The organism is Paraburkholderia fungorum (assembly GCF_003610895.1).
Taxonomy (GTDB): domain Bacteria; phylum Pseudomonadota; class Gammaproteobacteria; order Burkholderiales; family Burkholderiaceae; genus Paraburkholderia; species Paraburkholderia fungorum_B.
The window spans coordinates 154,912-167,472 of sequence record NZ_MCAS01000009.1 but is presented as its reverse complement, the minus strand read 5'-3'; the positions used below and the strand labels follow the sequence as shown (position 1 = coordinate 167,472).

Sequence of the window (12,561 nt, the reverse complement as noted above, 5' to 3'; positions counted from 1 at the left end):
CAAAGTGCGTTCATCACGTGTGTTCCTGCAAACCGCTTTCCGCCTGGCCGCCCGCTTCCTCAAAGGTCTGCTTCGCCGTGCCGCGCACGCCACACCACACCACACATCAAGGCATCACGCGGCCCACGCCTGCGCCGCGCGGATCGGCTGCCGGTTCGGGCTTCGTCCCTTCGACGCGAACCATCTGCACGTCGCCGTTGAACGACTGCCCTTCCAGGGTGTAGCCCAATGCTTTCAACTGATCGGCCAGCTCGCCCGTGATCGGATGATACGGCTCGAAATAGATCGTCTTCGGCGGCAGCAACTGATGATGGAAGCGCATCGCCGCCAAAGCGTCGGCTGGCGTCATGTTGAAATCGTACAGGTTGGTGATCACCTGGAAAATCGAGGTAAGGATTCGCGAGCCGCCGGGTGTGCCGAGCACGAGCGACACCTTGTTGTCCTTCAACAGGATAGTCGGCGTCATCGACGAAAGTGGCCGGCGTCCCGGCGCCACGGTGTTCAGGTCATTCGCCGTTGTGCCCGGCAGGCTGGCGGCACCCGGTTTGGTCTCGAAGTCGTCCATGGCGTCGTTGAGCAGGAAGCCGCCGCCGTCCACCACGACACCGGAACCGAAAGACCCGTTCAGCGTGTACGTGTTCGACACGGCATTGCCCCACTTGTCGACCACCGAGAAATGCGTGGTTTGCGCCTTCTCCGGCAGCGCGTCGCCGAGGCCGCCTTTAACGGGCGTGGCGCCCGGCACTTCGTCGGGTTTCACCTCGTCGGCGCGTTGCGCGAGATAGGCGTCGTCGGTCAATTTGCCGACCGGTATCGTGTACGAGTCAGGGTCGCCGATGTATTGCTGGCGATCGGCGAACACGCGGTCTTCAATCTGCGCGATCAGGTGAATATACGGCGCGGAATTCAGCTCAAGGCCGTCGAACGCCTGCTTCAGATCGGCTTTCATCTTCAGCATCTGGATCAAACCGATCCCCCCGGAGCTCGGCGGCGGCGCGGTCACGACGCTGTAGCCGTTCCAGTCGGCAGTGAGCGGTTGACGCCAAACGGCCTTGTACTGGATCAGGTCCTGCTTCGCGACCAGACCGTGGCCGTACATCTGCTGGGCGATCAGATCCGCGGTACGGCCTTCGTAGAATTCGCGGCCGCCGTCGCTGGCAATGCGCGAGAGGGTTTGCGCGAGTTCAGGCTGGCGAACCATCGCGCCCGCTTTCAGGTTCGAGAAATAGGCGTCGAAGTTGGTCTTGCCGGCGAAATTCTTCGCCGCCGCATCATGGCGCTGCTGCAACCCCGGCTCGACCTGGAAGCCGTCGGTGGCGTAATGGATTGCGGGAGCCAGCACCTGCTTCCATTTCAGCTTGCCGAAGCGCTGCTGCGCTTCCCACATGCCCTCGACGGTGCCAGGCACCGCCACCGCACGATGGCCGACGAGGCTCATACCCGGCACGGGGTTGCCTTTGTCGTCGAGATACATGTCACGGGTCGCCTGTTGCGGCGCGCGCTCGCGGTAGTCGAGAAAGTACGGTTTGCCGTCCATGAACAGCGTCATGAATCCACCGCCGCCGATATTTCCCGCGTCCGGACAGGTCACGGCCAGCGTGAAGGCGATCGCGACGGCGGCGTCCACCGCATTGCCGCCGGCGGCAAAGATCTGTTGCGCGGCGTCCGCGCTGTAACGATCCGGCACGGCGACTGCCGACGCATCCAGCACGGCCTTGGGCGGCGGCGCCTTCGCGAACGCGGGAGCCGGTGCGACGAAACCGCCGGTGAGCGCGGCGAACGCAAGCGTGGCCGTCACGATCCGGGCGAACGGTAAAGAGGCGGAAAACACAAAGGCGAAGGGCGCGCGAGGCGCGTCATGCGACGGAATGGACATCCGAGAAACTCCGGGAACTAAGGCGCCATATTGCTCGAACGGTGGAAGCTCGTGCAAAACGGCAAAGGGGAGCGAGACCTGGACAGACTGCACTGCACGGCGGCTGCGCGGGCACGCGCTGCGCGGCAGGACGTGGGCTGCGGCCCCCCGGACAAGATTGAGCGGCGCGCCGGTGGCGAGTGCGCCGCCCGCATCCTAAGTCGCCGGCGTGTGCGTCAACAAACCGTTTTACCTCCTGTTACAGCACCTTAAACGCAGCTTGCAGGAGCCCGCCCGACCCTAAAAAACGGTCGAAACCGCTCAAACGTTGGCCGCGCGCCGCACTCGCCTGCCGCGGGCGAGTGCGTCAGGTAGAATTGACGGATAAGTGGGCGTATTGCGCGCCCCCGACCGACTTTCACCTTCTCGCATGAATACCGAACGCAACGACGCGCCAGCGGCATCCAATTTCATCCGCAACACCATTGACGAAGACAACCGCACCGGCAAATGGGGTCAGCGCGTCGAAACGCGCTTTCCGCCTGAGCCGAACGGCTACCTGCACATTGGCCACGCCAAGAGCATTTGCCTGAACTTCGGCGTGGCGCGCAGCTACGGCGGCGTGTGCCATCTGCGCTTTGACGATACGAATCCGGAAAAGGAAAGTGTCGAGTACGTCGACTCGATCATTGATTCCGTGCGCTGGCTCGGTTTCGAATGGGAAAAAGACGGCAAGGAACAGCTTTATTTCGCAAGCGACTACTACGACAAACTGTACGAATTCGCCGAACTGCTGATCGAGCGCGGCAAGGCGTATGTCGATAGCCAGTCGGCCGAAGAAATCCGCGCGAACCGCGGCTCGGCTTCCGAAGTCGGCACGCCGTCGCGTTTCCGCGAGCGTTCGGTGCAGGAAAATCTCGACCTGTTCCGCCGCATGAAGGCCGGCGAGTTCAAGGAAGGCGAGCACGTGCTGCGCGCGAAGATCGACATGTCGTCGCCGAACTTCAACATGCGCGATCCGGTTATCTACCGTATCCGCTTTGCGCATCACTACCGCACCGGTGACACGTGGTGCGTGTACCCGATGTACGACTACACGCACTGCATCTCGGACGCGTTGGAAAACATCACGCATTCGCTGTGCACGCTCGAATTCGAAGACCACCGGCCGCTGTACGACTGGATTCTGAACGAGTTGGCCGAGGCCGGAATTTTCACGCGTCCGCTGCCGCAACAGATCGAGTTTTCACGCCTGAACCTGACCTATGCGATCACCAGCAAGCGCAAGCTGCTGCAACTCGTGACCGAAGGCCATGTCGAGGGCTGGGACGATCCGCGCATGCCGACCATCGTCGGGGTGCGCCGCCGCGGTTTCACGCCGGAAGCGATCCAGTTGTTCTGCGAGCGCATTGGCGTCACCAAGGTCGATTCGTGGATCGACATGAGCGTGTTCGAAGGCGCGCTGCGCGACGATCTGGACGACAAGGCGCCGCGCACCGCGGCCGTGCTCGATCCGGTCAAGCTGATCATCGACAACTTCCCTGAAGGCGTGAACGAGCCGTGCAGCGCACCGGTCCACCCGCATCATCCGGAACAGGGCGTGCGCGAATTCCCGATTTCGCGCGAACTGTGGATCGAGCGTGAAGACTTCAACGAAGCACCGCCGAAGGGCTACTTCCGCCTGTTCCCGGGTAACAAGGTGCGCCTGCGCTACGGCTATGTGATCGAATGCACCGGCGCGGACAAGGACGAAAACGGCAACATCGTCGCAGTCCATTGCAACTACTTCCCGGACAGCAAATCGGGCACCGAAGGCGCGAACAACTACAAGGTCAAGGGCAACATTCACTGGGTCAGCGCGGCCGCCGCGTGCCCGGCTGAAGTGCGCATCTACGACCGTCTGTTCAGGGAACCGCAGCCGGACGCCGGTGGCCGTGACTTCCTCGAGGCGCTGAATCCGGATTCGAAGCGCGTGGTCAACGCCTACCTGGAACCGGGCGCGCGCGACGCGCTGCCGGAACAACGTTACCAGTTCGAACGCCATGGCTATTTCGTCGCCGACCGCGTCGATTCGAAACCGGGCAAGCCCGTGTTCAATCGCATCGTCAGCTTGCGCGACAGTTGGGGCAAGCCGGCGTAAGCTGGAGCCACTAAGGCGGGAACGGGTCTGACGTGGCGCATTTGAAGTCGCGCATTTGAAGTCGCGCATTTGACCTGGCGCATTGACGTGGCTTATCTGACGTTGAACACGGCGTGCATTTCGCGAGCGGGATGCACGCCTTTTAGTTGCATCGATGTTCCATCGACATGTGACAGCGCGGCCTAGATAGCCGCGCCAGTCCGGGAGACACGATGAAAGTTGCAGCCTGCCGCGGGGCAAGAACATGGGCAAGCACAGTACAAGCTACGCGTCACGCGCGTACTGTCGCTGCTGCACGCATGAATCGCGTCGCACTCGTTGCAAAAAATATGCGTAGCGCATTCGTCGCGCTGGCCGCATTCGGTGCTGCGTCGCTCTTGAGCCCCGCTCAAGCGGAAGAACTCACCGGCACGCTCAAGAAAATCCACGACGACGGCGTCGTCGTGCTCGGCGTGCGTGAAGCGTCGATTCCCTTCTCGTACTTCGACGGCAAGCGCACGGTCGGCTACTCGCAAGCCATCGCGCTGCAGATCGTCGACGAAATCAAGAAAACGCTCGGCCTGCCGCAACTGAAGGTGCACGAGATCACCGTGACCTCGTCAAACCGCACGCCGATGTTGCTGAATAACCAGATCGATCTGGAATGCGGCTCGACCACGCACACGGTGGAACGCGAAAGCGTCGCCGCTTTCTCGAACAGCTTTTTCCAGTACGCGGTGCGCATGATCGCGCGCAAGAGCAACGGCATCACGGATTTTCCGGACCTGGCCGGCAAGGCGGTGGTGACAACCGCAGGCACCTCCGACGAACGCCTGCTGCGGCGTCTGAACACCGAGAAACACCTGAACATGCGCATTTCAAGCGCGCGCGATCATCAGGAAGCCTTCACCGCGCTCAAGGACGACCGCGCGGCCGCCTTCGTGATGGACGAACCGATCTTGTACGGTTTCAGGTCGACCGACCCGCACCCCGAAGACTTCGTGGTGACCGGCACGCCGCTCGGCTATGAGGTTTACGCCTGCATGTTTCGCAAGGGCGACGAGCCGCTTCGCACGCTTGTGAACGGGGTGATCGCGCGCGGCCAGACTTCCGGCGACGCGGAACGCCTGTACAACCAGTGGTTCACGCAGCCGATTCCTCCCCGTGGCATCAATCTGAATTTTCCGCTGTCGGAACAGAACCGCACGCTGTTCGCGCATCCGAACGACCGCGCGCTCGACTAAGCGTCTCGGCAACACGCAGTCGTTGGGATTGCCGGTGGGTACAGCCCGCGCTACGGCCAAAACGCCGCACGCTATAGCGTTCGATGCAACTCGGCTAGCGAAAGCGTGGTTTGAAAGAGCCTCGTGAGGCTACGGCTCGCGTACCGCTCGACTTCGTCTAGTGTGACCCAGCGGTATGCGTCCATTTCGGGAATCAGCGTGCCGTCAGAGCGGCGCGGAAACAGCGAGGTGCAGGTGCAGGTGCTGAGATCGAGTTCGTCGGCGGTTGCACGCGCGGCGAACAGATGCAGGTCCTTGTCGCGCCGGTAGACGAACAGTCCGAGATCCTTCAGACGCACGGGCTCGATCACGATACCGGTCTCCTCGACCATTTCGCGCAAGGCTGTGACGTGCGGCGCTTCGCCCTCTTCTCCGTGCCCTTTCGGAACGTCCCAGTGAGACGTTTCGGTGGCGTGTGCGAGCAGCACCCGCCCGTCCGGGTCGAGCAATACGACGCCACAGGAGACGACCCGCGCGCTCATCGACGCAACGCGCCGCAAGGACGCACGGCTTCAGTCCGCGCCAGCGACAAGCCGGCGCGCATTGTCATACCGGCCCGCACGTTTAATGCTTTTTCTGCAATTGCCAGTTGCCGCTGCCCTGTTTGCAGAACTGCGGACGCAGGTTCATCGACTGCCCTTTCGCATTCAATACGACACCGACGTCGCGGCAAGTGCGCTCGCCGTCTTTCGCGGTGCTGGCGATGGTGATCGTCGCGTCGATCTTGACGCTGTTGCCGGTGCCTTCGTTGACCCAGCTCGCACTTTCGCCGTCCTGCTTGTCGTTCAGCGCAGTAACCACTGCATTCTTGATCGAATCGATATCGCGTTGCTTCATGTAGCTAATCGGCGTGTCGTTCAGAAAACCGAGGTTCGCCGCTTGCGCGCCGATAGCGCCGCCAAGCAGCAGGCCACCGACGGTCAAGTGAAACAGGGCACGGGTTCGCATCGACATGAAGGGTTCTCCTCGAAGAGTATTCGGCTCTCTCGAGCGCGCTCGCGGCGGCTCGTGATCTGGACCCCAAAAGCATAGCATGTCCCCCTCAAAGTGGCCCTGCGGATGCGGCTTCGCAGCAACGCGCGGCAACGTGCAGCAGGCGGCTCCCGCCTGCCTGGGAACGCGCCAGTCGGCGACGTTCAGCACTTTTAAGACCAGTCTCATATTTTTTTATGAGACGTCTTCTTAAGATAGGTTTGTTGCGCTGCTGCGCCGATCAAGCTTCCAACGCCGCCCTATGAACCTCCCGTTTGCTCTCGAAACCGTCACTGTCGCGCTTGCGCTCTTTTGCGTAGCGCTGGTGCCGTTCGCTATCGCCCGTGATCCCGGTCTTGCGCGGCGCATCGTGCAGATGGACAACCTCCCCCGCGCACGCTGGCCCAATCTGCTGACTCGCGTTGGTATTGCATGCGTCATGGTGTCGTTCGCACTGCTGCTGGTCGGCTGCTATTACATCCTTGCCGACGCAGGCATCTAACCGCGCCCGCGGCGGCGCGGTCATCGCCCGGTGATCAGTTCGCGGCCGCTGTCTTTTCCGGCTTGGCTTCCGGCCTGGTGGCCAGCTTATCTTCCGGTTTGTATCCGTCCGTGAGCGTATTCAGAAACGCCACGATGTCCTTGATTTCGGCCTCATCGAGCGCCGGCTTGTCACCCGGCTTGCGATCGAACGGCGGCTCAGTGTTCAGGTTGGCCCAGTAGCGCTGCGGCAGATCGTCGAATTTCTGCACCTTGCCCTTCGAGGCCGGATAGAACTTTTCCGGATTCGTGTCGCGCTGCGCATAGAAGCGCACGACCTGATCGAGAGAATGATAGATGCCGTTGTGAAAGAAACTCTTCTTCAACGCGACGTTGCGCAGCGTCGGCGTGCGGAAGATGCCGCAAAACTCGGCACGGCCCTGCAGATCGGTACGCTCCGGCCCGCATGCGCCGAGGTCGTAGAAATGCGGATCGCGGTTCACCGGCAGTGCGCGGTTGCGCGGCACGCCGATCGCAATCAGACCGAAGTCGCTGAACTGCGGCGGCGCGCCGTCCATGGTGCGCTGGCTGATGTGGCAGCTCGCGCAATTGCCCTTCTTTTCGTCGTTGAAGACTTCCAGACCGTGTAGTTCGGCCTTGGTCAGCTGTGCTTTACCCGCCAGATACGCGTCGTACTTGCTGGTGTACGGGTAGAAAATCTCCGGGGTCTGCTCGAAGGTTTCCAGCGCCTGCAGCACGGCATTGAAGGTGGCTTCGTCACTATCGAAAATATGCTCGCCGAATGCCGCGCGAAAAGCGTCGGCATATGGTGCGCTCTTCACGGCCGCCGTGACCTTCGCCGGTGAGCTGCCCATTTCGAACGACGACAGCAGTGGAATGCGCGCCTGGTCCGAGCCGCGATCGACCCGGCCGTCCCACGTCAAACCGCCGGTCGGCCCGGCATCGACGCTTTCGTCGCCTTCGTCGTCCGACTCGTGATAGTGCTCGGCGAACGCCGGCACCGATTGCAGGTACTTGAGCGTCGGCGCGGCGCGCATGCCGGTGCGGTGCATGTCGTTGCCGCCCAGTTGCACTGACAGTGAATTTGCCGGCGAAAAGGCGTGCTCCGGACTGTGGCACGACGCGCACGCCAGCTTGCCCGAGCCGGACAGCGCCGGGTCGAAGAACAACTGCTTGCCCACCGCCGTCATCTTGCGCACGGATTCGTAGACTTGCGCGCGGGTCTGTCCGGCAACCGGGGCAGCCGCGTTGACGGCCGACGCGGCGAGAGAGCCGGATATAGCCGATGCACTCGCTTGAGCCTCAATGCCCCCATTTGTATTGGCGTCCGGATTCGCCTTGGTATTTACTTGTGCGCCAATTCTTTCATTAACATTACCATTACTTTCTATATTCTTACTATTATCTTTCGACGACCCGGCATCACACGCCGCCAGGCTCATGATTATTGCCGCGAGCGCGAGCGCCAGCCCGGCGCCTCTACCCGTCGACACCCCGCGCCGCCGCGCCCGCGGCTGAATCGCCGATTTCCGAATCCCCATGAGACCAAGCCGCATATGAATGATGTGAATTTGCGATATTGAAGTCCGCGATCGTATTTCATCTGCATGTCGCTTAAATGACATACAGCCGACGGAAATTTCAAAAACAAAGGCTATTCGTAATTATTTACATCTTTCTGTCAAATTCATTATTCAAACTTTCGCTCGCGGTCAGCCGTGTAAGTAATGCATGCGACCCATCCCCAACGCGAGAGAGAGAACACATACCCAATGAACAAAAAACTGATCTGCGCGACGCCTATCGCGATCGCAGCAGCGCTGACCCTATATGCGTGCGGTGGCGGCAGCGATCTCAACGCTCAACCGGACATCACGTCGATCAAGACGGTCGTGGTGATCTACGCGGAGAATCGCAGCTTCGACAATCTGTACGGCAACTTCCCGGGCGCCAACGGTCTGCAGAACGTGACGGCGGCAAGCGCCACGCAGGTCGACCGCAACGGCACGCCGCTCGCCACCCTGCCGCAAGTGTGGAACGGTCTGACGCAAACCGGCGTGACGCCGGCGGTGACGCAAGCGATGACGGCCAATCTGCCGAACAGCCCGTTCTCCATCGACGATCCGAAGGGCTTCAACACGCCGATCACGGCCACGACGCGCGATCTGTATCACCGCTTCTATGAAAACCAGATGCAGATCAACGGCGGCAAGAACGACAAGTTCGCCGCGTGGGCGGATTCCGGCGGTCTCGTGATGGGCAACTACGCGCTCAACGCCAACCAGCTGCCGCTGTGGAAGATCGCCCAGCAGTACACGCTGGCCGACAACTTCTTCATGGGCGCGTTTGGCGGCTCGTTCCTGAATCACCAGTGGCTGGTCTGCTCGTGCACGCCGACCTATCCGAATGCGGACAAGAGTCCGGCGGCCGGTTCTATCTCCGCGGTCGAAAGCGACGGCGTGACGCTGAAGCTCGCGACCAACTCGCCTGCTTCGGCGCTGAGCGGCCCGCCGAAGTACGTGCTCTCGGGCAACCTCACGCCTGACTTCTTTGCGATCAACACGATGCAGCCGCCGTATCAGCCGAGCGGCAACAAGCCGGCTTCGGGCGGCGATACCAATCTGGCCGATCCGGGCGCGGCGACGACCCTGCCGGGCCAGACGCAACAGCACATCGGCGATCTGCTGAACAACGCCAACGTGTCGTGGGCATGGTACGGCGGCGCATGGGGTGCGGCAGTCTCGGCGGCGCAAACCGGCACGTCGAACGTGATCTACGGCGCGAATCTGACGGCGCCGAACTTCCAGCCGCACCACCAGCCGTTCAACTATTTCGCCGACCTCGCGCCGGGTACCGCGAACCGTTCACAGCACTTGCTCGACGGCGGTCTCGCAGGCTCCGAGTTCATCAAGGCGATCGACAGCGGCACGCTGCCACAAGTGTCGTTCTACAAGCCGCAAGGCAACCTGAACGAGCACGCGGGTTACACCGACGTGGCGTCGGGCGACCAGCACATTGCCGACGTGATCTCGCATCTGCAGAAAAGCCCGCAGTGGGCCAACATGCTGGTGGTCGTGACGTATGACGAGAACGGCGGCTTCTGGGACCACGTTGCACCGCCCAAGGCCGACCGTTGGGGTCCGGGCTCGCGCATCCCGGCGCTGATCATCTCGCCGTACGCGAAGAAGGGTTTCGTCGATCACACGCAATATGACACGACGTCGATCCTGCGCTTCATCACGCGCCGCTACTCGCTGCCGAAACTGCCGGGTATCACCACGCGCGATGCCGCGCTGGTCAGCAACGGCAGCAAGCCGATGGGCGACCTGACAGCTGCGTTGAACATCAAGCAGTAAATGACTCGCGAATCGCGGACGGTAGTCCTCGCTCAACAGTTGAGCGGCGGAGCTCAAGCCGTCCGCGATTCGCGAATAGACACAGTCAGTCCGCAACAGCGCGGCAGATGACGGGACTTTGACAGGGCAGCTTCGGCTGCCCTTTTTCATTTTCGTCGCGCGGAGAACGCGGGGAACAGGACGGCGCGAAACGGCACACACTCCACGCCACCACTCAGATGGCAACACAACGCGTTTTCATGAGCGGCGTATGCTTCGACGCAGTACGCGAGCATTCGCGCCGGCGGCGGCTCGAAATCCTTAGCAACGTGTTGCCGGTTTGCCCACTCATCCAGGAGTTCGACAGCATGACTGAAAAAACCATCAAGGTCCCCGGGCCCGATCATCCGATCACAGTCGAGCCGGACCAGGCTCGCGTGGTGGTCACGGTAGCCGGCCGCGTGATCGCGGATACGCGCAATGCGCTCGTGCTGCGTGAGGCGTCGTATCCGGCCGTGTATTACATTCCGCGCAACGACGTCGAGATGACACTGCTGGAACGCACCGATCACGCGACTTATTGCCCGTACAAAGGCGATTGCGCGTACTACAGCATTCCGATTGGCGGCGAGCGGGCAGTGAATGCGGTTTGGACCTACGAGTCGCCCTACGCGCCCGTGAAAGAGATTGCGCAGCATCTGGCGTTCTACCCGAACCGGGTCGATTCCATCGATGTGCAAGCGGCGGGGTAAGGCGCAAAGCGGCGCAAAGTGCGCATCGCAGCTGAGAGGCGTCGATGCGCGGGGCCGGGCATTTGAAGTACGGCAGGAGGGACTCGAACCCCCCACCCTCGGCTTAGAAGGCCGATGCTCTATCCAGCTGAGCTACTGCCGTAATGATGTGAGGCGATGCTACACGAACGTGTACAACGTGCATCGCCCGCAATGGGAACCTGTACCGGACGTTGGAACCTGCGCTGTATCGTGATCACAGCGAACAACCACAACGTTCCTCGGATACCGAAATTCTAACTGACCGGGCCGCCGACTGTGGACATCCGATCCGGCTTAGCGACCTTGGACGCCCGCAACGTCACAAAACAAACGGGCCCAGCGAGTCAAGCCGGGCCCGGATTATAACCGATCGCTTCTTGCCCGCCAGCCGCACGTCGGCGTTCAGCGGACAACTGCAACCATATCGCGTGCAATCAGACCGGTTGCGGATGCAGCATGAACCAGCCGAGGAACACGATCCCCGCGATCACGCAATACACGCCGAACGACGCCAGACGTCCACGGCCTTCGAAGTAGCGCATCAGGAAACGCACGCTGAGATACGCGGCGATTGCGGTCAGCACGCCACCAAGCAATGCATCGGCAAGTTGGTCCGGCGCATGGAACAGTTTCGGCAATTCGAGAATGCCGGCCGCGAAGATGATCGGTGTGCCGAGCAGGAACGAAAACTCGGCGGCCTTCTCCGTCGTCAGGCCGGCCGCATTGCCGGCGATCATCGTCAAGCCGCTGCGTGAGAAACCCGGAATCAACGCGCCGACTTGAGCGAGGCCGACAAAAAACGCCTGGCGGAAGGTCAGCTTCTCTGGCGGCTGATGCGCACGCGAGCGTTGCAGACGATCGCCAAACCACAGCAGCACGCCGTTCACGATCAGCGCAATTGCGACGATGCGCAGATCGTGAAAAATCCGCTCGAGACGCTTCTCGAGGATCAGCCCGACGAGGCCCGCCGGGATCGTACCGATGATGAGCGCCCACATCATATGCGCGTTGTCATTGGGACGGCCGCCGAACGACGCGAAGAAGCCGCGCACCAGTTCGCACCAACGCTTGCGGAAGTACCACAGCAGCGCGAAAGCCGTACCGAGGTGCAACGCGACGAGGAACGGCAGCAACTGCGGCGCATGCTTGTCGACATGCATGCCGAACAACGCAGGCACGAGCAGCGTATGGCCAAGGCTGCTGACCGGGAACAGTTCGGTGACGCCTTGCAGTACGCTCAGGAAAATCAGAAACGACAGGTTCACGCGCGGTCCTTGTAAGGAAAATGTCGGGGAACAGCGCGCCGCAATAGAAAATCGACGGCACGTCAAAAGCGCACCGATTATGCCTGGCTGCAAAGTCAGCGCCAAGCGTTTGAGCCACATTCGGGGAAATATTGACGCAGCGCGTCACAACTGGAAACCGTTGTTACGCGGCAGAAAAGAAACCGGGCACCGCCGTCGACCGCCCTGCCATCATGAGGAATTCAATGCGCTGAACGCGTCTGACTCATACCAGGCCCACGGATGGCCCGGCAGAAAATAAGGCGGGTTACGACGGGAATCAGCGCTCGAGCTTGTAGAAGAAGTAGACAGTGCTTGCCGCGAACATGCCGAACAGCGCCACACCCATTGCCATTGCCAGATCCATAACACCTCCTGAGCCGGTCTCGCCCGATCGTCAAGATTACCGGGCAGTCAGCGGATTATCGGCAAGGTTAGGC

The 12,561-nt window shown here is 61.4% G+C and carries 10 protein-coding genes and 1 tRNA gene; 5 read left to right on the top strand and 6 right to left on the bottom strand.

Annotation, left to right across the window (positions count from 1 at the left end):
• Positions 1-106: 106 nt before the first annotated feature.
• Positions 107-1,876, bottom strand: coding sequence for a gamma-glutamyltransferase (gene ggt, locus BCY88_RS10970; RefSeq protein ID WP_120344262.1), 1,770 nt, complete (start codon positions 1,874-1,876; stop codon positions 107-109).
• A 409-nt stretch (positions 1,877-2,285) separates the two neighbouring features.
• Here ggt and BCY88_RS10965 point away from each other — a divergent pair, with 409 nt between their 5' ends.
• Positions 2,286-3,995 carry a glutamine--tRNA ligase/YqeY domain fusion protein gene (locus tag BCY88_RS10965; RefSeq protein ID WP_120344261.1) on the top strand — a complete coding sequence of 570 codons (1,710 nt, stop codon included), beginning with the start codon at positions 2,286-2,288 and terminating at the stop codon, positions 3,993-3,995.
• Between the two features lie 329 nt (positions 3,996-4,324).
• Entirely contained in the window at positions 4,325-5,218 is an 894-nt protein-coding gene (locus BCY88_RS10960) for a transporter substrate-binding domain-containing protein (protein WP_259461364.1), read from the top strand.
• Between the two features lie 71 nt (positions 5,219-5,289).
• On the opposite strand, the gene BCY88_RS10955 is transcribed toward BCY88_RS10960, so the two are convergent.
• Positions 5,290-5,739 (bottom strand): NUDIX hydrolase, encoded by a 450-nt coding sequence (locus BCY88_RS10955; RefSeq protein WP_120344259.1) that lies wholly within the window; start codon positions 5,737-5,739, stop codon positions 5,290-5,292.
• An 82-nt stretch (positions 5,740-5,821) separates the two neighbouring features.
• Positions 5,822-6,211 carry an RT0821/Lpp0805 family surface protein gene (locus BCY88_RS10950; RefSeq protein WP_120344258.1) on the bottom strand — a complete coding sequence of 130 codons (390 nt, stop codon included), beginning with the start codon at positions 6,209-6,211 and terminating at the stop codon, positions 5,822-5,824.
• Between the two features lie 280 nt (positions 6,212-6,491).
• On the opposite strand from BCY88_RS10950, the gene BCY88_RS10945 reads away from it, so the two are divergent.
• Complete coding sequence (locus tag BCY88_RS10945) at positions 6,492-6,731, top strand: hypothetical protein (protein ID WP_120344257.1); 240 nt, start codon at positions 6,492-6,494, stop codon at positions 6,729-6,731.
• Between the two features lie 34 nt (positions 6,732-6,765).
• Here BCY88_RS10945 and BCY88_RS10940 read toward each other — a convergent pair whose 3' ends face one another.
• A complete protein-coding gene (locus BCY88_RS10940; protein WP_404935686.1) occupies positions 6,766-8,172 on the bottom strand; it encodes a cytochrome-c peroxidase in 1,407 nt (468 codons plus the stop codon).
• Positions 8,173-8,502: 330 nt separating this feature from the next.
• Between BCY88_RS10940 and BCY88_RS10935 the strand changes: the two genes are divergently transcribed.
• Together BCY88_RS10935 and BCY88_RS10930 are read left to right on the top strand one after the other, a co-directional pair.
• Positions 8,503-10,086 carry an acid phosphatase gene (locus tag BCY88_RS10935; protein WP_120344255.1) on the top strand — a complete coding sequence of 528 codons (1,584 nt, stop codon included), beginning with the start codon at positions 8,503-8,505 and terminating at the stop codon, positions 10,084-10,086.
• Positions 10,087-10,433: 347 nt separating this feature from the next.
• Complete coding sequence (locus BCY88_RS10930; RefSeq protein WP_120344297.1) at positions 10,434-10,817, top strand: DUF427 domain-containing protein; 384 nt, start codon at positions 10,434-10,436, stop codon at positions 10,815-10,817.
• 68 nt (positions 10,818-10,885) lie between these two features.
• Here BCY88_RS10930 and BCY88_RS10925 read toward each other — a convergent pair.
• Positions 10,886-10,959, bottom strand: a tRNA-Arg gene (locus BCY88_RS10925).
• Between the two features lie 313 nt (positions 10,960-11,272).
• Complete coding sequence (locus BCY88_RS10920; protein ID WP_120344254.1) at positions 11,273-12,103, bottom strand: undecaprenyl-diphosphate phosphatase; 831 nt, start codon at positions 12,101-12,103, stop codon at positions 11,273-11,275.
• Positions 12,104-12,561: the final 458 nt, after the last annotated feature.